This is a genomic window from Xenorhabdus griffiniae, assembly GCF_037265215.1.
Taxonomy (GTDB): domain Bacteria; phylum Pseudomonadota; class Gammaproteobacteria; order Enterobacterales; family Enterobacteriaceae; genus Xenorhabdus; species Xenorhabdus griffiniae.
Genome location: NZ_CP147737.1, coordinates 3,862,325 through 3,888,559, shown reverse-complemented (window position 1 = coordinate 3,888,559; position 26,235 = coordinate 3,862,325). Strand labels below are relative to the sequence as shown.

The 26,235-nt window shown below is 45.5% G+C and carries 21 protein-coding genes; 19 read left to right on the top strand and 2 right to left on the bottom strand.

What is annotated here, in order from left to right; translation table 11 throughout:
- Positions 1 to 22 precede the first annotated feature (22 nt).
- Together glnD and map are read right to left on the bottom strand one after the other, a co-directional pair.
- Positions 23 to 2,677, bottom strand: coding sequence for a bifunctional uridylyltransferase/uridylyl-removing protein GlnD (gene glnD / locus WDV75_RS17375; protein ID WP_273558582.1), 2,655 nt, complete (start codon positions 2,675 to 2,677; stop codon positions 23 to 25).
- A 154-nt stretch (positions 2,678 to 2,831) separates the two neighbouring features.
- On the bottom strand, positions 2,832 to 3,629 hold the full coding sequence (gene map, locus WDV75_RS17370; RefSeq protein ID WP_189759668.1) for a type I methionyl aminopeptidase: 798 nt from the start codon (positions 3,627 to 3,629) through the stop codon (positions 2,832 to 2,834).
- 401 nt (positions 3,630 to 4,030) lie between these two features.
- On the opposite strand from map, the gene rpsB reads away from it, so the two are divergent.
- The 19 genes from rpsB (at position 4,031) to tilS (ending at position 26,223) form a co-directional block, all read left to right on the top strand.
- Positions 4,031 to 4,756 (top strand): 30S ribosomal protein S2, encoded by a 726-nt coding sequence (gene rpsB, locus WDV75_RS17365; RefSeq protein ID WP_189759669.1) that lies wholly within the window; start codon positions 4,031 to 4,033, stop codon positions 4,754 to 4,756.
- Positions 4,757 to 4,924: 168 nt separating this feature from the next.
- Entirely contained in the window at positions 4,925 to 5,782 is an 858-nt protein-coding gene (gene tsf, locus WDV75_RS17360) for a translation elongation factor Ts (protein ID WP_189759670.1), read from the top strand.
- A 143-nt stretch (positions 5,783 to 5,925) separates the two neighbouring features.
- Positions 5,926 to 6,654 (top strand): UMP kinase, encoded by a 729-nt coding sequence (gene pyrH / locus WDV75_RS17355; RefSeq protein ID WP_099133484.1) that lies wholly within the window; start codon positions 5,926 to 5,928, stop codon positions 6,652 to 6,654.
- Positions 6,655 to 6,825: 171 nt separating this feature from the next.
- Positions 6,826 to 7,383 (top strand): ribosome recycling factor, encoded by a 558-nt coding sequence (gene frr, locus WDV75_RS17350; protein ID WP_189759672.1) that lies wholly within the window; start codon positions 6,826 to 6,828, stop codon positions 7,381 to 7,383.
- Positions 7,384 to 7,567: 184 nt separating this feature from the next.
- Positions 7,568 to 8,764, top strand: a complete 1,197-nt coding sequence (gene ispC, locus WDV75_RS17345; protein WP_273558579.1) for a 1-deoxy-D-xylulose-5-phosphate reductoisomerase — start codon at positions 7,568 to 7,570, stop codon at positions 8,762 to 8,764.
- Positions 8,765 to 9,085: 321 nt separating this feature from the next.
- Positions 9,086 to 9,778, top strand: coding sequence for a polyprenyl diphosphate synthase (gene uppS, locus WDV75_RS17340; protein ID WP_338805352.1), 693 nt, complete (start codon positions 9,086 to 9,088; stop codon positions 9,776 to 9,778).
- 9 nt (positions 9,779 to 9,787) lie between these two features.
- Positions 9,788 to 10,651, top strand: a complete 864-nt coding sequence (cdsA, locus tag WDV75_RS17335) for a phosphatidate cytidylyltransferase (protein WP_189759674.1) — start codon at positions 9,788 to 9,790, stop codon at positions 10,649 to 10,651.
- A gap of 9 nt (positions 10,652 to 10,660) precedes the next feature.
- Positions 10,661 to 12,013, top strand: coding sequence for a sigma E protease regulator RseP (rseP, locus tag WDV75_RS17330; protein ID WP_189759675.1), 1,353 nt, complete (start codon positions 10,661 to 10,663; stop codon positions 12,011 to 12,013).
- Positions 12,014 to 12,047: 34 nt separating this feature from the next.
- Positions 12,048 to 14,441: an outer membrane protein assembly factor BamA gene (bamA, locus tag WDV75_RS17325; RefSeq protein ID WP_273558681.1), complete on the top strand. Its 2,394-nt coding sequence runs from the start codon at positions 12,048 to 12,050 to the stop codon at positions 14,439 to 14,441.
- 73 nt (positions 14,442 to 14,514) lie between these two features.
- Complete coding sequence (gene skp, locus WDV75_RS17320) at positions 14,515 to 15,012, top strand: molecular chaperone Skp (protein WP_273558570.1); 498 nt, start codon at positions 14,515 to 14,517, stop codon at positions 15,010 to 15,012.
- 4 nt (positions 15,013 to 15,016) lie between these two features.
- Positions 15,017 to 16,045: a UDP-3-O-(3-hydroxymyristoyl)glucosamine N-acyltransferase gene (gene lpxD / locus WDV75_RS17315; protein ID WP_273558568.1), complete on the top strand. Its 1,029-nt coding sequence runs from the start codon at positions 15,017 to 15,019 to the stop codon at positions 16,043 to 16,045.
- A gap of 162 nt (positions 16,046 to 16,207) precedes the next feature.
- Positions 16,208 to 16,660, top strand: a complete 453-nt coding sequence (gene fabZ / locus WDV75_RS17310; protein WP_273558566.1) for a 3-hydroxyacyl-ACP dehydratase FabZ — start codon at positions 16,208 to 16,210, stop codon at positions 16,658 to 16,660.
- Positions 16,661 to 16,663: 3 nt separating this feature from the next.
- Positions 16,664 to 17,461: an acyl-ACP--UDP-N-acetylglucosamine O-acyltransferase gene (lpxA, locus tag WDV75_RS17305; protein ID WP_189759679.1), complete on the top strand. Its 798-nt coding sequence runs from the start codon at positions 16,664 to 16,666 to the stop codon at positions 17,459 to 17,461.
- Positions 17,462 to 17,468: 7 nt separating this feature from the next.
- Positions 17,469 to 18,653, top strand: coding sequence for a lipid-A-disaccharide synthase (gene lpxB, locus WDV75_RS17300; RefSeq protein ID WP_273558564.1), 1,185 nt, complete (start codon positions 17,469 to 17,471; stop codon positions 18,651 to 18,653).
- Entirely contained in the window at positions 18,650 to 19,243 is a 594-nt protein-coding gene (rnhB, locus tag WDV75_RS17295; RefSeq protein ID WP_273558680.1) for a ribonuclease HII, read from the top strand. The genes lpxB and rnhB overlap by 4 nt, the downstream gene beginning before the upstream one ends.
- A gap of 14 nt (positions 19,244 to 19,257) precedes the next feature.
- Entirely contained in the window at positions 19,258 to 22,740 is a 3,483-nt protein-coding gene (gene dnaE / locus WDV75_RS17290; protein ID WP_273558562.1) for a DNA polymerase III subunit alpha, read from the top strand.
- A 12-nt stretch (positions 22,741 to 22,752) separates the two neighbouring features.
- The gene (accA, locus tag WDV75_RS17285; RefSeq protein ID WP_273558560.1) at positions 22,753 to 23,712 is read left to right on the top strand and encodes an acetyl-CoA carboxylase carboxyl transferase subunit alpha; all 960 of its coding nucleotides are present in this window, start codon (positions 22,753 to 22,755) and stop codon (positions 23,710 to 23,712) included.
- 215 nt (positions 23,713 to 23,927) lie between these two features.
- Entirely contained in the window at positions 23,928 to 24,845 is a 918-nt protein-coding gene (locus WDV75_RS17280; RefSeq protein WP_273558558.1) for a DMT family transporter, read from the top strand.
- Between the two features lie 31 nt (positions 24,846 to 24,876).
- Positions 24,877 to 26,223 carry a tRNA lysidine(34) synthetase TilS gene (gene tilS, locus WDV75_RS17275; RefSeq protein ID WP_273558556.1) on the top strand — a complete coding sequence of 449 codons (1,347 nt, stop codon included), beginning with the start codon at positions 24,877 to 24,879 and terminating at the stop codon, positions 26,221 to 26,223.
- Positions 26,224 to 26,235: the final 12 nt, after the last annotated feature.

Here is a 26,235-nt window from a genome sequence, read left to right as displayed (position 1 = left end):
AATTTTTGTTAAGAGAATCTTGTTATAGTTTATCTCGTGTGTTGAGAGCCTCTGTCAACCTTTCTGATAGTTCATCCCTGATTTTTTTATGTAATGCGTTTTGATCTTTATCTGCTAATACAAAAAAGTCTTCCACACGTTCGCCAATAGTCGTAATGCGAGCGCCATGTAAGGAAACACCCAATTCGGCGAAAATATTGCCTACCCGTGCCAATAATCCAGGCTGATCCAATGCAACTAATTCCATATAAGTACGGCGAGCATTTTTTGTCGGTAAAAAGTTAACTTTGGTTGGGACATTAAAATGGCGTAACTTGGCAGGCAAATTGCGTGCCTTTGGGACTTTAGGATGTGGATCGTTCATGACTTTCAATAAGGCACGGCGGATAGGTTCGTGACGATCAAACGCCAGTGGATGACCATTAGGATCTAAAACAACAAAGGTATCCATCGCCATTTCATCACGATTAGTGAAGATTTGAGCATCATGGACACTTAAATTACGTTTGTCCAATTCCCCAACAACAGCCGCAAAAAGCGAAGGCCGGTCTTGGCACCAAATAAAAATTTCTGTACCACCGTGAGAAAAGGCGGTGCTGATCAAAACCATGGGTTCCAGAGGGGAGTGATGGATTAAATGGCTGGCATGCCACGCTAATTGGTCGGGAGTATGGCGCAGGAAATAATCCGCATGGCAACGGCTCCAGATATTGTGTAAGCGCTGTTCGTCGATATTTTCCTGGCGCAGAAGGGCTAATGCTTGTAAGCGATTGTGACGGATACGTTCCCGTAAATCAGGGGTATTTTGAATCCCCTGGCGCAATTGGGTTTCAGTGGCGAAATAAAGTTCACGTATCAGGCTCTGTTTCCAGCTGTTCCAGAGTTTAGCGTTGGTAGCACAAATATCAGCAACGGTCAGGCAGACTAAGTAATTAAGACGGTTTTGGTTTTTAACCTGGCTGGCAAATTGCTGGATGACTTCTGGATCTTGAATATCCCGACGTTGTGCAGTCACTGACATCAGCAGATGATCGCGAACCAGCCATTCCACTAATCCAGCTTCGTGGTTTGTCAAACCATGCTGTCGTGCGAATGTGAAGGCATCTTTAGCACCAAGTTCAGAATGATCGCCATTGCGCCCTTTGGCAATATCATGGAAAAAAGCGGCCAGCCGTAATAGCTCTGGTTGAGGAATATGCGGGTAAAGTTCAACACACAGAGGGTGGATCACACGGTTATTTTCATCAGCAAAACTTTCCAGTTTTTGCAGTACGCGGATGGTGTGTTCGTCAACGGTATAAGCATGAAAAAGGTCAAATTGCATCTGGCCGACAATATTGCTCCAAAAAGGCATATAAGCCCCTAAGACGCTATGAAGGTGCATTGGGAGTAATGCACCTGTAACTGCGTGGGGATGGCGCAGAATATCCATGAAAATTTTTCGTGCTTTGGGATGTTCACACAACGGAGCGGTCAGATTTCTACGGGCATAACGCAGTTGGCGCAATGTTGTGGAATAGATCCCCTCAATTTTACGATGTTCAGCCATGTGATAAAACATTCTCAATATTGAAGTAGGATCACGGCTAAATAGCGTTTCATCAATGAGATCGATAAGGTTTCCCCGTAATTGAAACTCAGTGTTCAGGAAGCGCGGTTTTTCATTGGGCAGCAAGGTCAAAATGGCTTCGTTAAACAGTTGCAGCAGCATGTTATTTAGCTCACTGACACGGCGAGTCATGCGATAGAAATCTTTCATCATTTGCTCGACCGGCTGATTTCTTTCCCCTTCATAGCCGAGCAGCTGGGCGACACTAAATTGGTATTCGAACAGCAACCGGTTATCGTAACGGGTAACAACCAAATGAAGCGCAAAACGGATACGCCAGAGAAAATTCTGACATTCGTTCAATTCATTGCGTTCCTCTTGGGTCAGGAAACCAAAATTGACCATTTCATCTAAGGAGGTGGCACCAAAATGGCGATGAGCGACCCAAAGTAACGTGTGAATATCGCGTAGGCCACCTGGGCTGCTTTTAATGTCAGGCTCCAGATTGTAACTGGTGCTGTGATAGCGTCGGTGGCGTTCTTTTTGTTCAGCAATTTTAGCTGCGAAAAATTGAGTGGATGGCCAGAAATCATCACTGAAAATATATTTCTGCATGCGCAGAAAGAGAGATAAATCTCCACAAATTAAGCGGGATTCAATGAGGTTAGTCGCGATAGTGGGATCGGAAAGCCCTTTTTGCTGGCACTCCTCGAATGTCCTGACACTGTGGCCGACTTCAAGACGAATATCCCACAGCAGGGCAATTAACTGTCCAAGGCGAGTTGATTGCACTTCAGTCAATGGCGATTCGCTCAAAATCAATAGGTCAATGTCAGAGAGAGGATGTAATTCGCGGCGGCCATAACCACCAACCGCAATCAGGGAAAAAGAATCGATCTGATCAAATCCCTGTTCCTGCCATAATCGTTTTAAAAGTTGATCAATATAGTCACTGCGGGTGTAAATCAGAGCATCCGCTGAGATCCCTGCCTTGAATGCGTGTTCAAGCCAGAGCTGGAATTCATCAATATTCTGTTTAAGGGCGGGGAATTGCAGATCATCGTGGGAAAACTCCACAGGAGAAAGAGGCGGAACGGGGGCTTGCGCTAAAGAGATATCAACCGGCATATGCAGAAACCTATCGTGAGAAAACTCATGATGACCAGATTACTGAGAAAATAATAGGATGAACAGGGGTTATTCACCGCGATAAAAGCTCCCCGGCAGTTGAAGCTAGCAGGGAGCTTGTTGATTAAGTTTAATAAATTGCGTTAGCTGGCAATTATGCGTTCACTAATACCGCTGAGATATGCGCTTCTTCTTCTTGGCGCCATGTCATGATTTCACAACCATTATCGGTAACGACAATAGTATGTTCGTACTGTGCAGACCAACCGCGATCTTTGGTTTTAACTGTCCAGCCATCTTTCATGGAGCGAATACGAAAATCACCCGCGTTGACCATTGGCTCAATGGTGAATGCCATGCCTTTTTGCAATACCACGCCGCCATCATCAGCATCATAATGCAGAACATGCGGTTCTTCGTGGAAGCCTCTGCCGATACCGTGACCGCAGTATTCGCGGACAACAGAATAATCGTGACTTTCGACAAACTGCTGAATTGCCTTGCCGATGGTACGCAGACGGATGCCGGGTTTAACCATTTTCAGGGCAAGGTACAAGCTTTCCTGCGTTACACGACACAGGCGCTCACCTTGAATGGTGGGCTTGCCGACAATAAACATTTTAGACGTATCACCGTGGAACTCATCTTTGATGACTGTCACGTCAATATTGACGATATCACCTTCTTTCAGTGTCTTATCATCGCTTGGAATGCCGTGGCAAACCACGTCATTGACGGAGATGCACACGGATTTAGGAAAGCCGTGGTAACCCAGACAAGCCGAGATGGCCTGTTGTTTTTCGGTAATGTGCTGGTGGCAGATACGATCAAGTTCACCTGTAGTGACGCCAGCCTTGACATAAGGCTCAATCATTTCCAGAACTTCGGCAGCCAGACGTCCGGCAACCCGCATTTTCTGAATGTCTTCTTCTGTTTTGATAGAAATAGCCATGTAATGGGTCCATTTAAGTCGGAAAATTACCGACTACTTGATATTAATTAAGGAAAGTATTGTCGGTAATGGTATCAGCCCACCGAATGGATGCCAATATAACCCGCATTAGTCGCCGTAATAAACATAGCTGTAACAAACGTATCTGTAACAAATGTTGGAGTCTGGTGGTGGTTTATGGTATAAAGCGCGCCGGTATTCTGTGTAATTGTTTCTGATGTGATGCAATTTGCTGAGGATACTAAATAAACTCATTATGTGTAAATAACACACACGGATCGGCACATACACCGGGGTGCTCTTATGCGGTTAACTCATTGATATGAATCACCCGCAGTCAAGGAGTCGGTGTCATGGGATCTGTGGAGGCATAACCCCAATTAACTTTATAGAGGTCTAAAATGGCAACTGTTTCCATGCGCGATATGCTGCAAGCGGGCGTTCACTTCGGTCACCAGACTCGTTACTGGAACCCAAAAATGAAACCTTTCATCTTTGGTGCTCGTAACAAAGTTCATATCATCAACCTGGAAAAAACTGTTCCAATGTTCAACAATGCTTTGGCAGAGCTGAACAAAATCGCTTCCCGTAAAGGTAAAATTCTGTTTGTTGGCACCAAGCGTGCTGCCAGCGAAGCAGTAAAAGAAGCAGCATTGAGCTGTGACCAATACTTCGTTAACCACCGCTGGTTGGGTGGTATGCTGACTAACTGGAAAACTGTTCGTCAGTCAATCAAGCGTTTGAAAGATCTGGAAGTTCAGTCTCAGGACGGTACTTTTGACAAGCTGACTAAAAAAGAAGCGCTGATGCGTTCTCGTGAGCTTGGCAAACTGGAAAACAGCCTGGGCGGTATCAAAGACATGGGCGGCCTGCCTGATGCGCTGTTTGTTATCGACGCTGAACACGAACACATTGCTATCAAAGAAGCAAACAACCTGGGTATCCCTGTATTCGCTATCGTTGATACCAACTCTGATCCAGATGGCGTTGACTTCATCATCCCTGGTAACGACGACGCAATCCGTGCAGTTAAACTGTACCTGACTGCGGCTGCTACCGCTGTTCGTGAAGGTCGTTCTCAAGATCTGGCTGTTCAGGCTGAAGAAGGTCTTGTAGACGCTGAATAATAAGGCCTGCTCATTTTGTTTGAGCCCTTATTGACCAGGTATTGAAATATATTGGTTAGGGGGCCTGTTATGGCCCCCTTTACCTATCTGATATAGAACTATTATCTGATATAGAACTTTCCACGCGGAATATTATCTTCCCGCGAGACACATCGAGGAATAAAACAAATGGCTGACATTACCGCTGCTCTGGTAAAAGAACTGCGTGAGCGTACTGGCGCAGGCATGATGGAATGTAAAAAAGCACTGGTTGAAGCAAATGGTGATATCGAACTGGCGATCGATAACATGCGTAAATCAGGTCAGGCAAAAGCGGCTAAAAAAGCAGGCCGTGTTGCTGCTGAAGGTGTTATTCTGGTTGAAGTTGCGGCTGATGCTAAATTCGCAGCTATCGTTGAACTGAACTGTGAAACTGACTTCGTTGCTAAAGACTCTGGCTTCCTGGCTTTCGGCAAAGAAGTTATCACTTCTGTTATGGCAGACAAAAACGCTGACATCGATGCACTGAAAGCGAAGTTCGAAGAACAGCGTACTGGCCTGGTTGCGAAAATTGGTGAAAACATCAACATTCGTCGCGTTGCTATTCTGGAAGGTGAAGCGGTGGGTTCTTACCTGCACGGTTCCCGTATCGGTGTTCTGGTGGCTGCGGAAGGCGCCAACGAAGAGCTTATCAAACACATCGCAATGCACGTTGCGGCAAGCAAGCCAGAATACGTGAACCCAACTGACGTTCCTGCTGATGTTGTTGAGCGTGAGCACCAGATCCAGTTGGAAATCGCAATGCAGTCTGGTAAGCCTCGCGAAATCGCAGAGAAAATGGTTTCTGGCCGTATGAACAAATTCACCGGCGAAATCTCTCTGACTGGTCAGAACTTCGTGATGGACCCAAGCAAATCTGTTGGCGATCTGCTGAAAGAAAACAATGCTAAGGTTATCAACTTCATCCGCTTCGAAGTTGGTGAAGGTATTGAGAAAGTTGAAGCTGATTTCGCAGCAGAAGTTGCTGCAATGAGCAAACAGTCTTAATTTTCTTGAACGGAGCCGCCGATTGGCGGTTCTGTTTTATCTTATGATGAATTTTTACATCTGGGCGTTATCGCGTGGATGTGTAGTAGTTGAGTAAATCTTAATAGATCCCCAATATCCTTATCTGCTTAGGACTGAACACCATGGCAACCAATGCAAAACCCGTATATCAGAAAATCCTGCTTAAGCTCAGTGGAGAAGCCCTGCAAGGTGCAGAAGGTTTTGGTATCGACGCCAGTGTCTTAGACCGTATGGCTCAGGAAATCAAAGAACTGGTTGAGCTGGGTATTCAGGTCGGTGTCGTTATTGGAGGCGGTAACCTGTTTCGTGGTGCCGGTTTGGCAGAGGCAGGAATGAACCGTGTAGTCGGTGACCACATGGGCATGTTGGCGACTGTGATGAATGGTCTGGCAATGCGTGATGCCTTGCACCGCGCCTATGTGAACGCTCGTTTGATGTCGGCCATCCCACTGAATGGCGTGTGTGATAATTATAGCTGGGCTGAAGCGATAAGCTTACTGCGCCACGGTCGTGTTGTTATTTTCTCTGCGGGTACTGGCAATCCGTTCTTTACAACCGATTCCGCTGCATGTCTGCGTGGTATTGAAATCGAAGCGGATGTTGTGTTAAAAGCAACCAAAGTTGATGGCGTTTATTCTGCTGATCCTGCAAAAGATCCTGAAGCCGTTCTCTACAATAAGCTCACTTATCAGGAAGTATTGGAGCGTGAATTGAAAGTGATGGATCTGGCGGCCTTTACGCTGGCTCGTGACCATAACCTGCCAATTCGTGTCTTTAATATGAACAAACCAGGCGCACTTCGTCGTGTTGTGATGGGAGAAAGTGAAGGTACGTTGATTTCTCACGGCTGATTTTTCACAGTTCGTGCTCAGAGACATTGGTGAAATTTGACGGTATGATCAGCATCCTGATGCGCCAAATTTAATGACACAGGGCTACATATGTCGTAGCGTATTCGGTTCACTTATCTATGATTTACGCAATGTAGCCTAAAAAATAACCATCTCCCAAGGGTTTGTAACGTGATTAATGAAATCAAGAAAGACGCACAAGACCGCATGGAAAAAAGCGTCGAAGCACTGAAAAATCAAATTAGCAAGGTTCGTACTGGCCGTGCTTCTCCTAGCCTGTTGGATGGCATCAGCGTTGAATATTATGGCGCTGCGACTCCACTGCGTCAGATTGCAAACGTTGTTGCAGAAGATGCCCGCACTTTGGCGATCACGGTATTTGATCGCTCTATGACCGCGGCAGTTGAAAAAGCCATTATGGCTTCTGATCTGGGACTGAACCCCTCTTCTGCCGGAACCATTATTCGTGTTCCATTGCCACCACTGACAGAAGAGCGTCGTAAGGATCTCATTAAAGTTGTTCGTGGAGAAGCGGAACAGGGCCGTGTCTCCATTCGTAACATTCGCCGTGATGCGAACGATAAGGTCAAAACACTGCTGAAAGACAAAGAAATTAGTGAAGATGAAGAACGTCGTTCACAAGATGAAATTCAGAAACTGACTGACAGCTTCATTAAGAAAATTGATGAAGCGCTGGCAAATAAAGAAACTGAGTTGATGGATTTCTAATTGCCGTTTCATGCATACAACGCCGCAGCTCTTGCGGCGTTGTTCTTATCCTGGATATTACACTTCGTATCACATTTCTTTCTCAAGCGATGGACATAGCGATCTGCACCGCTCAAACTATGACAATTTTCTGTTGCGATTTTCCATTGCAATTTTATATCAGTAGCATACTTAGAGTATTAAAATGAAACGGTTAACTATTCTTGGCTCAACGGGTTCGATTGGGAAAAGTACGCTTTCTGTTGTCCGCAATAACCCGGATAAATTCAGTGTCATTGCACTGGTTGCCGGGAAAAATATTGAAGTCATGGCACAGCAATGTCTGGAATTCCGCCCTCAATATGCAGCAATGGCAGATGAGCCGTCAGCAAAAGCTCTGCGTCAGTTATTACAAGTACAGGGAAGCCAAACCGAAGTGCTGTTTGGTAAAGACGCGATTTGTGATTTAGCGGCATTGGAAGACGTCGATCAAGTCATGTCAGCTATTGTTGGCGTCGCAGGTTTATTGCCGACTTTGGCCGCTATCCGCCAGGGAAAACAAGTTCTGCTGGCTAACAAAGAATCTTTGATTACCAGTGGCCGTCTGTTTATGGATGCGGTTGTCCAATACAAAGCGCAATTGCTGCCAATTGATAGCGAACATAATGCTATTTTCCAAAGTCTGCCGGAAGGGGTTCAGCATAATCTTGGCAAGGCAAATCTAAAAGAGTACGGTATTTCCAGCATTATCCTCACAGGATCGGGCGGGCCGTTCCGTAAGACGCCTTTGGAGAATTTGCCTAACGTGACTCCTGATGAAGCGTGTGCTCATCCTATCTGGTCAATGGGACGTAAAATTTCGGTGGATTCTGCTACCATGATGAACAAAGGCTTGGAATATATCGAAGCGCGTTACCTGTTCAATGCGTCCGCAGATGAAATGGAAGTATTATTGCATCCCCAATCGGTCATTCATTCGATGGTTCGTTATCAGGATGGCAGCATCATCGCACAATTAGGAACACAGGACATGTGTACCCCAATTGCTTATGCGATGGCTTATCCTAATCGTATTCCATCTGGGGCAAAGCCATTGGATTTTACCGAATTGAACATGCTCACTTTTGAATCCCTGGATTATCAGCGTTATCCTTGTTTGAAACTGGCGATTGAAGCTTGTCACCAGGGGCAGGCGGCAACAACGGCATTGAATGCTGCAAATGAAGAAACCGTAGATGTTTTTTTGCAAGGTGGAATCCGTTTCACAGATATTGCGACAATCAACCGGTTGGTCGTTGAAAAAGTAAATTTATCTGAACCTCAAAGTATCGAAGAGGTCTTAGAAATCGATAACATAGCCAGGACCTTAGCGAAAGAAGCCATAAGCACTTTTGCCAAATAGCAAGTTTTATTAATAAGTATAGGTTTGCGTTTTGGCAAATGATATAGTTCGCGGGTAAATTACAGTTGCTATAATAGCCATTTCAATTATCTGATGCTTGCATTCTAATCATAGATAAGCGCAGGTTAAAGGCTTCATTCAGTCGTGCCTGAAATAGCCGTGCTATCCGTGCTAATTGTTGACACGTAACACGGCTTTTTCATGTTTGGAAGTGATTGAATTTACCAAAAAGTCAGCTTAGTTATTTAAGGATTATTTTGAGTGATATCTCCCAGTGATAATGACTCATTGCCAACGTTACCCAGACATGTCGCCATCATTATGGATGGTAACGGTCGCTGGGCAAAAAAACGGGGCAAATTAAGAGTCTTTGGCCACCGTGCAGGAATTAAAGCCGTACGAAGTGCCGTGAGTTTTTCAGTGAAACATAATATTAATTCACTGACGCTATATGCTTTTAGCAGCGAAAACTGGAATCGCCCACAGCAGGAAGTCAGTTCATTGATGGAGTTGTTTGTTTTTGCTCTCGATAATGAAGTAAAGAACCTGCATAAACACAATGTGAAATTGTCTGTGATTGGTGATATCAGTCGTTTTAGCTCACGGTTGCAGGAGCGTATCCGCCGTTCTGTTGAACTAACAGCAGGTAATACCGGATTGCAGCTTAATATTGCTGCTAACTATGGCGGTCGTTGGGATCTGGTTCAGAGTTTTAAACAAATTGCTGAAAAGATTAAAGCCAATGAATTATCTCCCGAAGAGATTACCGAAGCTACAGTTAATGACTTCATCAATTTAAGTCAGCAGCCTGAAGTGGATCTGGTGATTAGAACTGGAGGTGAACATCGAATCAGTAATTTCCTGCTATGGCAGATCGCTTATGCAGAATTGTATTTTACCGATATACTTTGGCCTGATTTTGATGAAACTGTTTTTGAAGGTGCGATTAATGCCTTTGCCAAACGAGAACGCCGATTTGGCGGAACACCAGACGATGCCGAAGTGGGATCATAGGAGGATAACTTGCTGAAGTACCGTCTTTTAACTACGTTGATATTGATTCCACTTGTTATTGTAGCGCTGTTTTTCCTCCCTCCGGCAGGGTTTGGGTTGGTTGTCATTGCTGTTTCAGCACTTGCTGCATGGGAGTGGGGGCAATTTGCAGGTCTTTTCACTCAAGTTAAACGTATTACGCTGGCTGTGTTATTTGCGGTAGGGCTATTGGTCTTGCAGTGTTCTTTGTCAGATTTTTCTCACCTCATTGAGAAACCACAAATTGTATACCTGTTGTGGGCTGGCATGCTTTGGTGGGTGGCTGCCATTTTATTGGTGGTGACTTATCCGGCTTCTGCTGCCATCTGGAAATCGTCGGTTGCCTTGCGTCTGCTATTCGGAGTTATGACTATCGTGCCATTTTATTGTGGGATGATGGTATTGCGTACCCAGAGCTATGAAAATAGTCCCTATGATGGCGCATGGTGGTTGCTGTACGTCATGCTGTTGGTATGGGCTGCCGATTCAGGCGCTTATATTTTTGGCCGTACAATGGGTAAACATAAAATGGCCCCAAAAGTATCCCCAGGCAAAACACTTGAGGGGTTGGTTGGTGGGTTATTAACGGCTGCACTGATTTCGTGGTTGTTCGGTAAATTTGCCCCTGTCCCCGCGATGCCAGAACATTTGTTGCTGATTTCTGCGGTAGTGGTAATTGCCTCGGTCTTTGGTGATTTAACTGAAAGTATGTTCAAGCGGGAGTCTGGGATCAAAGACAGTAGTCAATTGATTCCGGGGCATGGCGGTGTCATGGATAGGATCGATAGTCTAACTGCGGCAGTTCCAGTGTTTGCTGGACTGGTTATGTTGATTTCTTCTGGATTTACTCTCTGAAGGTACGTAATGGATATTCTCTGGAATCTGGCTGCATTTATTGTTGCTTTGGGTGTTCTCATCACAGTGCATGAGTTTGGTCATTTTTGGGTTGCCAGACGATGCGGTATCTATGTTGAACGCTTTTCCATCGGATTTGGCAAGGTGCTTTGGCGTCGTACAGATAAACAGGGAACCGAATACGTTATCGCTCTTATCCCCCTTGGTGGATATGTCAAAATGCTCGACGAGCGGGTAGGAGAAGTTGCTCCTGAACGTCGTCATATGGCATTCAATAATAAAACTATTGGCCAGCGCGCGGCAGTCGTCAGCGCTGGGCCAATTGCAAACTTCATTCTGGCGGTGATCGCTTATTGGTTGGTTTTTGTGATTGGCGTGCCATCTGTTCGTCCGGTAGTGTTGGATGTTAAGCCAAACTCGATAGCGGCACAGGCAAATATTTTGCCTGGAATGGAACTAAAAGCCGTTAATGGTATCGAAACTCCTGACTGGAATTCAGTGCGTCTTGCCATGATAGGTAACGTGGGGGCGACATCGGTCACGATGGATGTTTTGCCTCTGAATGCGCTTGATAATGTGCAAAAAACACTGGATTTGAGTAAATGGACCTTTGAGCCGTCCAGACAGGATGTTTTGCTGTCTTTGGGAATTATGCCTGTTGTACCGCGGGTGAGTTCGCAAGTAGAAAAAGTTTATCCTGCTTCAGCCGCTGAAAAAGCGGGTTTACAAAGTGGGGACAGGATCGTTAAAGTCAACGATCAAGATGTCGATGTATGGCACACTTTTTCATCTTTTGTCAGGAAGAATCCTAATGTTCCTCTAAAATTGGACGTTGCGAGAGCAGGGAGAATGATCTCCTTGTCCTTGACTCCTGAAGTCAGAAAATTATCCAACGGCCGTGAGGAGGGCTTCGCTGGCACCGAACTGAAAATTATTCCATTGGCGGATGAATACAAGGTTATTCAGCAATATGGACCTTTTTCTGCCATTTATGAGGCAGGAGACAAGACTTGGCAATTAATGAAGCTGACCGTCAATATGATCGGCAAATTGATTGTGGGTGACTTGAAATTGAATAACCTGAGTGGCCCGATTTCCATTGCCAAAGGTGCCGGAGTATCGGCTGATTCTGGCTTGGTGTATTATTTAATGTTTTTGGCGCTGATTAGCGTCAATCTTGGGATCATTAATTTGTTCCCATTACCTGTACTAGATGGTGGACACTTGCTTTTCCTTGTTATCGAAAAGATCAAGGGGGGGCCAGTCTCCGAGCGTGTACAAGACTTCAGTTATCGCATTGGTGCTATATTACTGGTGTTATTAATGGGGCTTGCACTTTTCAATGATTTCTCCCGCTTTTAAGGTGGGAGACCGGTTAGGAAAACGCATAACAACGATGGCGATGAAAAAGTTGCTCATAGCGTCGCTGCTGTTCGGCAGCGCCACTGCATACAGTTCAGACGGATTCGTGGTTCGGGACATTCACTTTGAGGGTCTTCAACGCGTCACCGTTGGTGCAGCATTACTGAACATGCCAGTTCGAGTGGGTGATACGGTTAGTGATGAGGATATTAGCCGCACAATTCATTCATTGTTCGCAACTGGAAACTTTGAAGATGTTCGTGTCTTACGTGATGGCAATTCACTTGTTGTTCAGGTAAAAGAACGGCCAACCATCGCTAGCATTACTTTCACCGGTAATAAATCGGTGAAGGATGACATGCTCAGGCAAAACCTGGAGGCATCTCGCGTTCGTGTTGGTGAAGCCCTTGACCGCACTATGCTGTCCAATATTGAGAAGGGGCTGGAAGATTTCTATTACAGTGTGGGTAAATACAACGCGACAGTAAAAGCCGTTGTCACGCCCCTGCCCCGCAACCGTGTTGATTTGAAGCTCGTTTTCTCTGAAGGGGTTTCTGCCAAGATCCAACAAATTAATATTGTTGGTAATAAAGCCTTCTCAACCAATGAGCTGCTTAATCAGTTCCAACTGAGGGATGATGTTCCCTGGTGGAACTTGACGGCTGACCAGAAATACCAGAAACAAAAATTGGCAGGTGACCTTGAAACCTTGCGCAGTTTCTATCTTGATCGAGGCTATGCGCGTTTCAATATTGACTCGACTCAAGTTAACCTGACGCCAGATAAGAAAGGTATTTATGTCACTGTCAATATCACCGAAGGCGATCAGTATAAAATCTCAGGTGTTGATTTGAATGGTAATTTAGCGGGTTACCAGTCCCAAATCGAAGAATTGACCAAAATCGAACCCGGCTCGCTGTATAACGGTGCGGAAGTGACCAAGATGGAAACCGCCATCAAAAATCTGCTTGGTCGTCACGGTTATGCTTATCCTCGCGTCATGACACAACCTGAAATCAACGACGCCGATAAGACGGTTAAACTGCATGTGAATGTTGATGCTGGCAATCGCTTCTACGTGCGTAAAATCTATTTTTCAGGCAACGACGTGAGTAAAGATTCTGTATTACGTCGTGAAATGCGTCAGATGGAAGGCGCTTGGTTGGGGAGTGATTTGGTTGAGCAGGGGAAAGAACGCCTCAATCGATTAGGCTATTTTGACTCTGTTGATGTAGAAACGGAACGTGTACCAGGTAGTCCAGATCAGGTTGATGTGGTTTACAAAGTCAAAGAGCGCAATACAGGTTCTATGAACTTTGGTGTGAGTTTCGGCACAGAAAGTGGCATGGGTTTCCAGGTTGGTCTTCAACAGGCCAACTGGCTGGGAACAGGGAACTCCGTGAGCATCAACGCCAGTAAAAATGACTATTCAACATCCGCCGATTTATCGATGACTAACCCTTATTTCACTGTCGATGGTGTCAGTTTGGGTGGGCGTGTGTTCTATAACGATTTCCGCGCCGATGATGCTGATCTGTCAAATTATACCAATAAAGCATACGGTACTGAGGGAACGCTCGGCTTCCCATTGAATGAAAATAATGGCTTGTCGTTTAGACTGGGTTATATCCATAACTCTCTGTCTAATATGCGACCACAGAGCGCGATGTGGCGTTATTGGAATAAAATGGGTAAACATCCAAATTTTGAAGATAAGGCGAAGTTTGATTCCAATGACTTTACCGTCACCATAGGATGGGTTTACAACAACCTTGACCGTGGTTTCTTCCCAACATCTGGCTTGAAATCCTCTCTGGATACGAAAGTGACAACTCCTGGCTCAGATAACCAGTTCTATAAAGTCACTTGGAACTTATCGGGTTATTACCCTCTGGATGATGATCGTTCATGGGTACTGATGGGACGTACACGTCTGGGATATGGCGGCGGTTTTGGTGGCAAGGAAATGCCATTCTATGAAAACTTCTATGCCGGTGGTTCCAAAAATGTTCGTGGTTTCCGCTCGAATACTGTTGGTCCGAAAGCGATTTATTTGACGACGGATAAAGCAGGTAATCCTACTCCAGAGAAAAATAGCCCATCCCGCGATGCGGTGGGTGGTAATGCGACTGCGGTTGCGAGTTTCGAACTAATTACCCCGACACCGTTCCTGGATGCGAAATATGCCAACTCTCTGCGAACGTCGCTATTTGTAGATGCGGGAACGGTGTGGGATACCAACTGGGATAAGACTTACGCTGGGATGCCAGACTACAGCAAGCCAAATAATATCCGCGTTTCAGCCGGTATTGCTCTGCAATGGATGTCACCATTAGGGCCATTGAGCTTCTCTTATGCGCAGCCAATTAAGAAGTACGCAGGTGATAGAGCAGAACAGTTCCAGTTCGATATTGGCGGGGTTTGGTAATTATTAATTATTTTTGGTAAAAATCGCCCTATTATTAATAGGTAGAAAATAGCGTAGGTCAAAGGAGTTTATAGTGAAGAAAATATTGTGTGCAGCAGGCTTGGGGATCGCATTAGCGTTTTCTGCGGGTGCGCAGGCGGCAGATAAAATTGCTTTAGTGAACATTGCTGAAGTTTTTCAACAGCTACCTGCCCGTGAAGCGGTGGCAAAACAGCTGGAAAACGAATTTAAAGGCCGAGCCACCGAATTACAGAATATGGAATCTGAGCTGCAAACTAAAATCCAAAAATTACAGCGTGATGGCTCAACCATGAAGGCCAGTGAACGCGAAAAATTAGAAAAAGAAGTGATGGCGAAACGTGATGACTTTGCTCAGAAAGCGCAAAGTTTTGAAAACGACAACCGCCGTCGTAATATGGAAGAACGCGGTAAGATTCTGAACCGTATTCAAGATGCAGTTAAAGTGGTTGCAGGCAAAGAAGGTTATGATCTGGTTCTGGATGCGAATACCGTGGTGTATTCTACCTCTGGTAAAGATATCACTGCAGAAGTACTGAAACAGGTTAAGTAAGTAGATGGTTTCAATTCGATTGGCTGATCTTGCTCAGCAGTTGAATGCGCAATTGCACGGTGATGGCGACATCGTCATCACCGGTATTGCGCCGATGTATTCAGCAAATAACGAGCAAATTACATTTTTATCCGACAGTCGTTATACTGACAAACTTGTTACCTGTCAGGCTGCGGCTGTTGTGCTACGTGAAGCAGACCTCCCTCACTGTAAGGTTGCCGCGTTGGTGGTTAATGATCCTTACCTTGCCTATGCACGCATGGCGCAAATTATGGATACGACACCGAAACCTGCACAGGATATCCACTCATCAGCCGCTATCTCCTCTGAGGCGGTACTGGGTAAAAATGTGGCGGTTGGTGCAAATGCGGTTATCGAATCCGGCGTTATGCTTGGTGATAATGTTATCGTTGGTGCAGGTTGTTTTATTGGAAAAAATGCGCGGATTGGCGCAGGAACCCGTCTTTGGGCCAATGTATCGATATACCATAATGTTGAAATTGGTGAGTCGTGTTTGATCCAGTCGGGAGCTGTCATCGGTTCTGATGGTTTTGGCTATGCTAATGATCGTGGAAATTGGGTTAAAATTCCGCAGTTAGGTACAGTGATCATCGGAGATCGCGTTGAAATCGGCGCTTGCACGACAATTGATCGTGGCGCATTGGATAACACTGTCATCGGTAATGGTGTTATCATAGACAATCAATGTCAGATTGCCCACAACGTGACGATTGGAGACAACACCGCAGTAGCGGGTGGCGTCATTATGGCGGGTAGTTTGAAAATTGGCCGTTACTGTATGATTGGTGGAGCCAGTGTCATCAATGGGCACATGGAAATCTGTGATAAAGTGACCGTGACGGGCATGAGCATGGTGATACGTCCAATTACAGAACCTGGCGTATACTCGTCAGGATTCCCGTTACAACCGAACAAAGTTTGGCGTAAGACTGCCGCCTTAATCATGAACATTAATGAGATGAATAAGCGCTTGAAGTCAGTTGAACGCCAACTGGAAGGTGAAAACGAGTAATCATACCCGCATTTTGGATAGACATTTTTGATTAAACGTTTTTAATTAGCATTTTTGGTTGTGCTTTTGATTTTTGCGGCCTGCCTGATAACTCTGAATTTGGAGTTAACGCAGGCCGTGTCGTTAATATTATGATTCTTATATGACAGGAAGAGTATTTAGATGAGTGATAATCATACTCTGCAAATTGAAGAAATTTTAGATTTACTGCCTCACCGCTACCCATTTTTGTTGGTAGATCGTGTCTTAGATTTTGAGGAAGGTAAATTTCTGCGCGCAGTCAAGAATGTATCATTTAATGAACCATTCTTTCAGGGACATTTCCCTGGTAAACCGATTTTTCCTGGTGTTTTGATCCTTGAAGCAATGGCCCAGGCTACCGGCATTCTGGCGTTCAAAAGTATGGGATCACTGGAACCGGGAGAATTGTATTACTTTGCAGCGATTGATGGCGCGCGTTTCAAGCGTCCGGTTCTGCCAGGTGATCAAATGGTCATGGAAGTAGAATTTATTAAAGAACGTCGCGGTGTTGCGCGTTTCAGGGGCGTAGCGAAAGTCGATGGAGAAGTGGCTTGCGAAGCTGAAATGATGTGTGCTCGCCGTCGTGAGGCTTAATCCATGATTGATCAAACCGCTGTTATCCATCCCTCTTCCATTATTGAAGAGGGTGCTGTTATTGGTGCCAATGTTCGCATTGGCCCATTTTGTTATATCGGTGCCCAAGTTGAGATTGGTGAAGGGACTGAATTGAAATCCCATGTTGTGGTTAATGGGATAACTAAGATTGGTCGTGATAACCAGATTTATCAGTTTGCTTCTATCGGTGAAGTCAATCAGGATCTCAAATATCAGGGTGAACCAACCCGTGTTGAAATTGGTGACCGTAACCGCATCCGTGAAAGTGTTTCTATCCACAGAGGCACTGTGCAGGGTGGAGGCGTGACTAAAGTTGGCAGTGACAATCTGTTGATGATCAACGCCCATATCGCCCATGACTGTATCATTGGTGATCGTTGTATCATCGCGAACAATGGGACATTGGGCGGACATGTTATTCTGGGCGATTACGTCATTATTGGTGGAATGACGGCCGTGCATCAATTCTGTCAAATTGGTTCCCACGTGATGGTTGGTGGTTGTTCCGGCGTTGCTCAGGATATTCCTCCTTACATCATTGCACAGGGAAACCATGCAACTCCTTTCGGGTTGAATATCGAAGGTCTGAAACGCCGTGGGTTTGACAAAGAATCTCTGCACGCAATTCGTCATGCCTATAAGACGCTTTATCGCAGCGGAAAAACATTGGAAGAAGCCAGACAAGAGATTGATCTTCAGGCGGAAAACAATCCGCATGTGAAAGTATTCAGTGATTTTCTGGAACATTCCGCAAAATCCAGCCGTGGCATCATTCGTTAATAAGTAGATGAAGGATACTCCTTTGACTACCTTTTCTTCTGTTGATAATCAGCGCCCACTGATAATTGGTTTGGTCGCCGGAGAAACTTCCGGTGATATTCTTGGGGCAGGGCTGATTCGTGCATTGAAAGCAAAAATTCCGCACGCCCACTTTGTGGGTGTTGCTGGCCCTCTTATGCAGGCAGAAGGTTGTGAAGCCTGGTATGAGATGGAAGAGCTGGCCGTGATGGGGATCGTTGAAGTTCTGGGACGTTTACCCCGGTTGCTGAAAATACGTAAAGACTTAACCGCACGTTTTACCGCGTTGCGGCCTGATGTGTTTATTGGCATTGATGCGCCTGACTTTAACCTTACTTTGGAAGGCAGGCTTAAACAGCAGGGAATTAAAACGATCCATTACGTTAGCCCATCGGTATGGGCATGGCGTCAGAAACGTGTGTTTAAAATTGGTCGGTCAACGGATTTAGTATTGGCGTTTTTACCTTTTGAAAAAGCCTTCTACGATCGATTTAACGTTCCATGTCGATTTATTGGGCACACAATGGCAGATGCGATGCCTTTGCAACCTGATAAAGCCGCCGCCAGAGAAATTCTGGGTATTCCATTGGCTGCGCACTGTTTGGCGATATTGCCTGGCAGTCGTCATGCTGAAGTAGAGATGCTCAGTGCTGACTTCTTAAAAACTGCGCAATTATTGCGGGAGAAATTTCCCGATTTGCATGTATTGGTTCCTTTAGTTAATGCCAAACGGCGTGAGCAGTTTCAGCGCATTAAAAATGAGATAGCACCGGATTTGTTGCTCCATTTATTGGATGGTAAGGCGCGTGAAGCCATGATTGCCAGTGACGCGACTTTACTTGCATCCGGTACGGCAGCACTGGAATGTATGCTAGCCAAATGCCCAATGGTGGTGGGCTATAGAATGAAACCTTTTACATTCTGGCTGGCACAACGTCTAGTGAAGACGCCGTATGTTTCCTTGCCTAATTTGTTGGCAGGCAAACAATTAGTCAAAGAATTACTACAGGATGAATGCGAACCACACGCGTTGTCAGAGGCATTGTTACCTCTTGTGCAAGGTGGTGCAGATGTGGAAGCGTTGAAACAAACCTTCTTGCATTTGCATGAAAGCATTCGCTGTGATGCCGATGAACAGGCTGCGCAAGCCGTTCTGGAATTAGCGAGAAGATAATGGATTTTGTTTATCCACAGGCGAATTTGATTGCCGGTGTTGATGAAGTTGGGCGTGGCCCATTAGTAGGTGCTGTAGTAACTGCGGCGGTTATTCTTGATCCGGCTAAGCCCATTGCAGGCTTGATGGATTCGAAAAAACTGACGGAAAAACGCCGTGAAGCACTGTATTGGGAAATAAAAGAAAAGGCCTTATGTTGGAGCCTTGGCCGCGCAGAGCCGGAAGAGATCGATCAGCTTAATATCCTCCACGCCACCATGCTGGCTATGCAAAGAGCCGTTGAGGGGTTGGTACTCATACCGGATTATGTTCTGATTGATGGCAATCGCTGTCCGGCATTAGCCATGCCAGCTCAAGCCATCGTGAAGGGCGATAGCTTGGTTGCAGAAATTAGCGCCGCCTCTATTCTTGCCAAAGTAACACGTGACAGGGAAATGGCAGCGCTGGATAAGCAGTTCCCTGGTTACGGTTTTGCAAAACATAAAGGTTATCCAACCGCCCTGCATCTGGAAAAATTGGCTTCTTTGGGCGCTACGGAGCATCATCGTAAGAGTTTTGCGCCTGTTAAACGAGCGCTAGGTCTTAGATAAAATCTGGGCAGATTATGACAGAACCACGTTTTATACACTTACGTGTTCACAGTGATTATTCAATGATTGATGGCTTGGCTAAGATCGGCCCATTGGTGAAAAAAATCGCCAAATTGGGAATGCCAGCTTTTGCGATCACGGATTTTACCAACTTATGTGGATTGGTGAAATTCTATGGCAGCGCCCACGGTGCCGGCATCAAGCCAATTATTGGTGCAGATTTTTATGTGGAAAGTGATTTGTTGGGAGATGAATATGCTCACCTGACGATCCTTGCCCGCGATAATGAAGGTTACAAAAATCTGACTTTGCTGATCTCTCAAGCGTACCAAAAAGGTTATGGCGCGATTGGCCCGACTATCCAGCGGGAATGGCTGGTGAAATACAAAACAGGGTTGATTCTGCTATCGGGTGGGCGCATGGGGGATGTGGGTAAATTCCTGCTGCGTGGCAATCGTGCGATGGCGGAGCAATGCCTCGATTTTTATCAGGAACATTTTCCTGACAGCTATTACCTTGAGTTGATCCGTACCGGACGTCAGGATGAAGAAAACTATCTTCATGCGGCTGTGGCACTAGCGTCAGAAAAAAATCTTCCTGTTGTGGCAACCAATGACGTTTGTTTTCTTGAAAGCGAAGACTTTGAAGCCCACGAGATTCGGGTTGCTATCCACGATGGGTATACGCTGTCTGATCCGAAACGTCCTAAAAATTACAGCCCTCAGCAATATCTACGCAGTGAACAGGAGATGTGTGAGCTTTTCTCAGACATTCCTGAAGCGCTACAAAATAGCGTAGAAATTGCTAAACGCTGTAATGTCACGATCCGTCTTGGTGAGTATTTCCTGCCGCAATTTCCGACGGGAGAAATGAGCACTGAAGATTTCCTCATTGAAAAATCCAGGCAAGGGTTGGAAGAGCGTCTGGAATTTCTCTACCCCGATCCGGAAGTCAGGGCGCAAAAACGGCCAGAATATGATGAACGTTTGGCTATTGAACTGAACGTTATCAACCAAATGGGATTCCCAGGTTACTTCCTGATCGTAATGGAATTTATCCAGTGGTCGAAAGACAACGGTGTTCCCGTTGGACCAGGGCGAGGTTCTGGTGCCGGCTCCCTTGTGGCTTATGCGTTGAAAATTACCGACCTCGATCCGCTGGAATTCGATCTGCTGTTTGAACGTTTCCTCAACCCTGAACGTATTTCCATGCCAGATTTTGACATCGATTTCTGTATGGAAAAACGCGATCAGGTTATCGATCACGTCGCAGATATGTACGGACGAGATGCGGTATCGCAGATCATCACTTTTGGTACGATGGCGGCGAAAGCGGTTATCCGCGATGTTGGGCGTGTACTTGGACACCCTTATGGATTTGTGGATCGAATCTCGAAACTGGTGCCTTCTGATCCGGGGATGACGCTGGAAAAAGCGTTTGCCGCCGAGCCACAGCTACCTGAAATTTACGAAGCGGATGAAGAGGTTAAAGCGCTGATAGACATGGCGCGCAAACTGGAAGGTGTCACTCGTAACGCAGGTAAACATGCCGGTGGTGTTGTTATTGCACCAACTAAAATTACTGATTTTGCGCCGATTTACTGTGATCCAGAAGGGCAAAACCCGGTTACCCAGTTTGACAAAAACGATGTGGAATACGCAGGCCTGGTTAAGTTTGACTTCCTGGGCTTGAGAACCCTGACCATCATCAACTGGGCACTTGAGATGGTGAATGTTCGTCGTGCCAGGAAAGGGCTGGAGCCGATTGATATCGCAGCTATTCCGCTGGATGATCAGAAAAGTTTCGATATGCTGCAACGTTCTGAAACCACGGCCGTGTTCCAGCTTGAATCGCGCGGAATGAAGGACTTAATCAAACGCCTGCGCCCTGACTGTTTTGAAGACATGATCGCATTGGTGGCACTGTTCCGTCCCGGGCCGTTGCAATCAGGCATGGTAGATAACTTTATCGACCGTAAACATGGTCGGGAAGAGCTATCCTATCCTGATGTTGAATGGCAGCACGAATCCTTAAAACCTGTACTGGAACCAACTTACGGTATCATTCTGTATCAGGAACAGGTGATGCAGATTGCACAGGTTTTGGCCGGTTATACCTTGGGCGGCGCAGATATGTTGCGCCGTGCAATGGGCAAGAAAAAACCAGAGGAGATGGCTAAACAGCGGTCGGTATTTGAAGAGGGAGCGGTAAAACAGGGCGTTGATGGTACGCTCGCGATGAAAATCTTCGATTTGGTGGAGAAATTCGCGGGTTATGGCTTTAACAAATCTCACTCCGCAGCTTATGCACTGGTTTCTTACCAAACGTTGTGGTTGAAAGCGCACTATCCGGCAGAATTTATGGCTGCCGTGATGACAGCAGATATGGATAACACCGAAAAAGTCGTTGGGCTGGTGGACGAGTGCTGGCGTATGGGGTTGAAAGTTCTTCCTCCTGATATTAACAGCGGTTTGTATCATTTCCATGTCAATGATGATGGAGAAATTGTTTACGGCATTGGTGCGATTAAAGGTGTAGGTGAAGGACCGATCGAAGCGATGCTCGAAGCCCGACAGAAAGAAGGACATTTCAAAGAGCTATTTGACCTGTGCGCACGTGTTGATACCAAAAAAATAAACCGTCGGGTGATGGAAAAACTGATCATGTCCGGTGCGTTTGATCGGTTGGGACCACATCGTGCGGCATTGATGTCTTCCTTGGAAGGGGCACTGAAAGCAGCGGATCAACATGCCAAAGCCGAAGCCACGGGGCAAACCGATATGTTTGGCGTGTTGGCTGAAGAACCAGAACAAGTTGAGCGTTCCTATGCCAGTACCCCAAAATGGCCAGATCAGGTGGTATTGGATGGTGAGCGGGAAACGCTGGGACTGTACTTAACGGGACACCCAATTACAGGTTATTTGAAAGAGATTGAACGATATACCAATGGATTACGTCTAAAAGATGTGAACCCGACATCCCGTGGCCAAGTAACAACTGTGGTAGGTTTGGTATTAGTTTCCAAAATAGTGACGACCAAACGGGGAAACCGGATTGGTATCAGTACATTGGATGATCGTTCAGGACGTCTGGAGATCATGCTATTTTCTGATGCATTGGAAAGGTATCAGCATTTATTAGAGCAAGACAAGATTTTGATTGCCACCGGACAAGTCAGCTTTGATGACTTCAGCGGTGGGCTTAAAATGACCGTTCGTGAATTAATGGATATCAGTGAGGCACGTGAAAAATTTGCACGTGGGCTTGCTATCTCGTTATCGGACAGGCAAATTGATGAACAATTATTGAGCCGTCTTCGTGGGGTATTGGAACCACACCGTTCAGGTACGATACCGGTTCATCTTTATTACCAGCGGGTGGATGCCCGCGCCCGTTTACGATTCGGGGCGACATGGCGGGTAACGCCAACAGACACCCTTTTGACAGATCTGCGAACTCTGCTGGGTAATGAGCAGGTAGAATTAGAATTTGACTAGAATAGGAACATTATGAGTCTGAATTTTCTGGATTTTGAACAGCCGATTGCCGAGCTGGAAGCGAAAATTGATTCGCTTACCGCAGTTAGCCGTCAAGATGAAAAGCTAGATATCAATCTGGATGAAGAAATCCAGCGTTTGCGGGAAAAAAGCCTGGAGCTGACTCGCAAAATTTTCGCTGATTTAGGGGCATGGCAAATTTCCCAGCTGTCACGTCATCCACTGCGCCCTTATACACTGGATTATATTCAGCGCATCTTTACTGATTTTGAAGAGCTGGCGGGCGATCGTGCCTATGCGGATGATAAGGCCATTGTGGGCGGATTAGCGCGTATTGATGGCCGTCCTGTCATGGTAATAGGCCACCAGAAAGGGCGTGAAACCAAAGAGAAGATCCGCCGTAATTTTGGTATGCCATCACCGGAAGGTTATCGCAAGGCGTTGAGATTAATGGAGATGGCAGAGCGTTTCAAATTGCCAATTATTACTTTCATTGATACACCTGGTGCCTATCCTGGGGTCGGTGCAGAAGAGCGTGGTCAGTCAGAAGCCATTGCCCGTAACCTGCGTGAAATGTCCCATCTTTCTGTTCCTATCATCTGCACCGTGATTGGCGAAGGTGGCTCTGGTGGCGCATTGGCGCTTAGTGTTGGTGATAAAATCAACATGTTGCAATACAGCACCTTCTCTACCATCTCTCCTGAAGGTTGTGCATCCATTTTGTGGAAAAGCGCTGAAAAAGCACCATTGGCGGCGGAAGCCATGGGGAATACGGCTCCACGTTTGAAAGAACTGAATCTGATTGATACTGTGATTCCTGAGCCATTGGGTGGTGCGCACCGTAACTATGAAGAAATCGCTGAAACATTGAAAGCCCAATTGTTAGCTGATCTTTCTGAGTTGAGCGAACTGGACAGTGAAGAATTAGTTAACCGCCGTTATGAGCACTTAATGCAGTACGGTTATTGCTAAGGTCTAAAGTTTTTTACTCGCTAATATACCAATCTAACTTCAAGATGCGTGTGATTTCTCCCCGCGTAGCGGGGAGAAACAATGAGTTATGTTGTCTTATAATGAGCAACTTAAAAGGTAACGCATATATAATCTAATATTATCATGCCTGATGGCATTGGGATGGAATAGGCGCCTCGTAGGCTGGGCTTTAAAATAATAAGTTGAGTTTTTCTATGGCCAAATATAAATATATTATTTATGCGTTTTCTTGTGTGTTTATCTGGAGTTTTATTCCTTCTATATCACGTTTTGGTCAGAAAGAGATGGATCACTTCCAATACTTATTCTGGTCAAATATTTTGTCTGTTTTGGCCGTATTTATCGTTGCCCTCATGATGGGCAGAAGTTGGAAGACGCTTTTATTTATCCCTTTGCCCGTTATGCTTAAGGTATTGATCTTAGGTGCTTTGGATTGTTTCTTTTATTTACTGCTTTACTATGGTTATTCCATTGAAAATGGTGTTGCTGTTTTGGTGATCCAATATAGCTGGCCGTTAATGATTATTGGATTGTCATTTTTCTTGTTTAAAGAAACATTGACGATCAAGCAGATGATTGGCATTGCAATGGGCTTTATGGCTGTTGTGATCACTTTCACGAAAGGAAATATCACCGAGATTGCGGTGGAACATCCGCAGGCATTGTTGCTGGTATTTAGCGGATCGTTTTGTTTTGCATTAATGTCAGTATTATCGAGGCAGTATGCTATTGATCCCTATATTAGTACATTCTGGGTATTCCTCTGTTCTACCTTAGTTTCCGCGGTATTTATGTTTGCTTTTAGCCGAATTAACTTGCCTGTCGGTGATTCACTGATGCCAACATTACTTAACGGCATCATACTGAATGGAATCTCTTATATTATTTGGTTTAAGGCTATGAATGGCCCTGATTCCCATAAGGTTGCCTCAATTTTATTTTTATCCCCTGTCTTGTCGATGATGTGGATTATTTTATTTTTTGGTGATGCGTTTGTCCCTGCCTATGTGATTGGGTTAGCTCTGGTTATCATTTCTGGATTACTCTGCATCAGTGCTAAGAGAAAAAATGCCAAACAAAATGAATTGATGGATGATCTGATTGAGGATTGAGCAGGAAAATGAAGAAAGGTTTGGTTCCATAATGGCAAATATGCATGATCTTTTGCTTATGACGTTGGCAGACCAAATTGGCCAGCATAAAAAGATTTTGGTTGGATTTAGCGGTGGATTGGACTCCAGCGTATTGTTGCATCTGCTTGTTCGTTTGCGAACCCAATCTCATCAATGGAGTAGCGAACCAATGGCGTTAAGGGCAATCCATATTCACCATGGCTTAAACTTAAAGGCGGATTTATGGGTCGAACATTGTCGCCAAGTTTGTGCCGATTGGCAGGTGGATTTCCGAACCGAAAAAGTCCAACTTGATACTCGCCAGAATGGGATTGAAGCTGCGGCTCGCAATGCGCGTTATCACGCTTTCCAACGTGAGTTACAGCAGGATGAAATTTTAATTACAGCACAACATCTTGATGATCAGGCAGAAACGTTCTTATTAGCATTGAAACGGGGCAGTGGTCCGGCAGGATTATCTTCCATGCCTGCCAGAATGCCATTTGCAGGAACGACATTAATTCGTCCATTGCTAAATGTAAGCCGTGCAGAATTGGAAGAATATGCACAGACACAAAAATTACAATGGGTAGAGGATGACAGTAATCAAGATGATCGTTATGACCGTAATTTCCTGCGTCTGAATATCATGCCATTACTCAATCAGCGTTGGCCTCATTTCCCCCAGGCAGTTTCCCGTAGTGCCAGTTTGTGTGGTGAGCAAGAACAATTACTGGATGAATTGCTGCAAGAATCTTTGGATTCATTGATTACTGCGGAAGGTGCGATATCCATTCCTCCTTTGGAAAGCAGTTCTGAAGCAAAACGAAATGCATTGTTGCGGCGATGGCTCAGTCAGTGTGGGGTAAAAATGCCGGCACGAGAGCAGCTTCAACGCATTTGGTCAGAAGTGGCACTTGCCAGGCAAGATGCAGAACCGCGTTTTAGGTTAGGATCCTATGACATTCGTCGTTATCGGCAGCAACTTTGGCTACTTCCGCAATATCAAAATCTGGCGGGAACTATTCTTGCGTGGGATTTACAGCAGGCATTGACGTTACCAGATGGGTTGGGAATGCTGCTCTGCGCTAAAGAAAATGGCATGACAGTGAGAAAGACAACCGCTAATGAGCAAGTGACAATTCGTTTTGGTGTTCAGGGGAATATTAGTATTGTGGGACGACAACATTCCCGCCACAGTAAAAAACTGTGGCAAGAATTTGGGGTTGCGCCTTGGCTCAGAGAGAGAACACCTTTGCTCTATTACAACGAAAAACTGATAGCCGCGTTGGGGGTTTTTATCACTAAAGAAGGGCAGAATTTGCCTGATGACGAAGGAATTTCAGTTCAGTGGAAGAAAATTACCCACCATATTTAATGGCAGGGTGAG

Coding starts and splice junctions, on each gene's coding strand:
- glnD (WP_273558582.1), bottom strand. CDS start 2,677: ATGCCGGTTGATATCTCTTTAGCGCAAGCCCCCGTTCCGCCTCTTTCT.
- map (WP_189759668.1), bottom strand. CDS start 3,629: ATGGCTATTTCTATCAAAACAGAAGAAGACATTCAGAAAATGCGGGTT.
- rpsB (WP_189759669.1), top strand. CDS start 4,031: ATGGCAACTGTTTCCATGCGCGATATGCTGCAAGCGGGCGTTCACTTC.
- tsf (WP_189759670.1), top strand. CDS start 4,925: ATGGCTGACATTACCGCTGCTCTGGTAAAAGAACTGCGTGAGCGTACT.
- pyrH (WP_099133484.1), top strand. CDS start 5,926: ATGGCAACCAATGCAAAACCCGTATATCAGAAAATCCTGCTTAAGCTC.
- ispC (WP_273558579.1), top strand. CDS start 7,568: ATGAAACGGTTAACTATTCTTGGCTCAACGGGTTCGATTGGGAAAAGT.
- uppS (WP_338805352.1), top strand. CDS start 9,086: ATGGATGGTAACGGTCGCTGGGCAAAAAAACGGGGCAAATTAAGAGTC.
- rseP (WP_189759675.1), top strand. CDS start 10,661: ATGGATATTCTCTGGAATCTGGCTGCATTTATTGTTGCTTTGGGTGTT.
- bamA (WP_273558681.1), top strand. CDS start 12,048: ATGGCGATGAAAAAGTTGCTCATAGCGTCGCTGCTGTTCGGCAGCGCC.
- lpxD (WP_273558568.1), top strand. CDS start 15,017: ATGGTTTCAATTCGATTGGCTGATCTTGCTCAGCAGTTGAATGCGCAA.
- fabZ (WP_273558566.1), top strand. CDS start 16,208: ATGAGTGATAATCATACTCTGCAAATTGAAGAAATTTTAGATTTACTG.
- lpxA (WP_189759679.1), top strand. CDS start 16,664: ATGATTGATCAAACCGCTGTTATCCATCCCTCTTCCATTATTGAAGAG.
- lpxB (WP_273558564.1), top strand. CDS start 17,469: ATGAAGGATACTCCTTTGACTACCTTTTCTTCTGTTGATAATCAGCGC.
- dnaE (WP_273558562.1), top strand. CDS start 19,258: ATGACAGAACCACGTTTTATACACTTACGTGTTCACAGTGATTATTCA.
- accA (WP_273558560.1), top strand. CDS start 22,753: ATGAGTCTGAATTTTCTGGATTTTGAACAGCCGATTGCCGAGCTGGAA.
- WDV75_RS17280 (WP_273558558.1), top strand. CDS start 23,928: ATGGCCAAATATAAATATATTATTTATGCGTTTTCTTGTGTGTTTATC.
- tilS (WP_273558556.1), top strand. CDS start 24,877: ATGGCAAATATGCATGATCTTTTGCTTATGACGTTGGCAGACCAAATT.